Below are 1,156 nucleotides of genomic sequence, written 5' to 3'. Positions count from 1 at the left end.
TAAACAGTCCCAGCCACCTGGTCACTGCGACCCCCGACCGCTTAGGAAGCAAGTTCCATCACAGTCAGGGGCGTACCTTCTCCCGAAGTTACGGTACAATTTTGCCGAGTTCCTTTACCCGAGTTCTCTCAAGCGCCTTAGTATTCTCTACCTGACCACCTGTGTCGGTTTGGGGTACGGTTTACATAATCATAAGTTTAGAAGCTTTTCCTGGAAGCAGGGCATCAACAACTTCACCACCTTGGTGGCTCGTCTCGTCTCTCAGCCTTAAGAACCCGGATTTACCTAAGTTCTCAGCCTACGCACTTTCACTTGGACAACCAACGCCAAGCTTGTTTAGCCTTCTCCGTCCCTCCATCACTGATTATATAAGTACGGGAATATTAACCCGTTTCCCATCGACTACGCATTTCTGCCTCGCCTTAGGGGCCGACTTACCCTGCCCTGATTAGCATGGGACAGGAAACCTTGGTCTTCCGGCGTGCGGGTTTTTCACCCGCATTATCGTTACTCATGTCAGCATTCGCACTTCTGATACCTCCAGCAAACTTCACAGTTCACCTTCAGCGGCTTACAGAACGCTCCCCTACCCAGCATGTAAACATGCTGCCGCAGCTTCGGTATATTGCTTAGCCCCGTTACATCTTCCGCGCAGGCCGACTCGACTAGTGAGCTATTACGCTTTCTTTAAAGGGTGGCTGCTTCTAAGCCAACCTCCTAGCTGTCTGGGCCTTCCCACATCGTTTCCCACTTAGCAATATTTTGGGACCTTAGCTGGCGGTCTGGGTTGTTTCCCTCTTCACGACGGACGTTAGCACCCGCCGTGTGTCTCCCGGATAGTTCTCTTTGGTATTCGGAGTTTGCAAAGGGTTGGTAAGTCGGGATGACCCCCTAGCCTTAACAGTGCTCTACCCCCAATGGAATTCGTCCGAGGCTCTACCTAAATAGATTTCGGGGAGAACCAGCTATCTCCCGGTTTGATTGGCCTTTCACCCCCAGCCACAAGTCATCCCCTAACTTTTCAACGTTAGTGGGTTCGGTCCTCCAGTTGATGTTACTCAACCTTCAACCTGCCCATGGCTAGATCACCGGGTTTCGGGTCTATACCTAGCAACTAGACGCGCAGTTAACACTCGCTTTCGCTACGGCTCCCCTA

The 1,156-nt window shown here is 51.6% G+C and carries 1 rRNA gene; it reads right to left on the bottom strand.

The window, feature by feature from the left end:
- Positions 1-1,156, bottom strand: a 23S ribosomal RNA gene (locus C6Y40_RS12370); the annotation flags it as partial.

It is taken from the genome of Marisediminitalea alba (genome assembly GCF_002993365.1).
GTDB classification, from domain to species: domain Bacteria; phylum Pseudomonadota; class Gammaproteobacteria; order Enterobacterales; family Alteromonadaceae; genus Alteromonas; species Alteromonas alba.
Note: the sequence above shows the minus strand (reverse complement) of the source record. Positions and strands in the feature narration are given on the sequence as shown.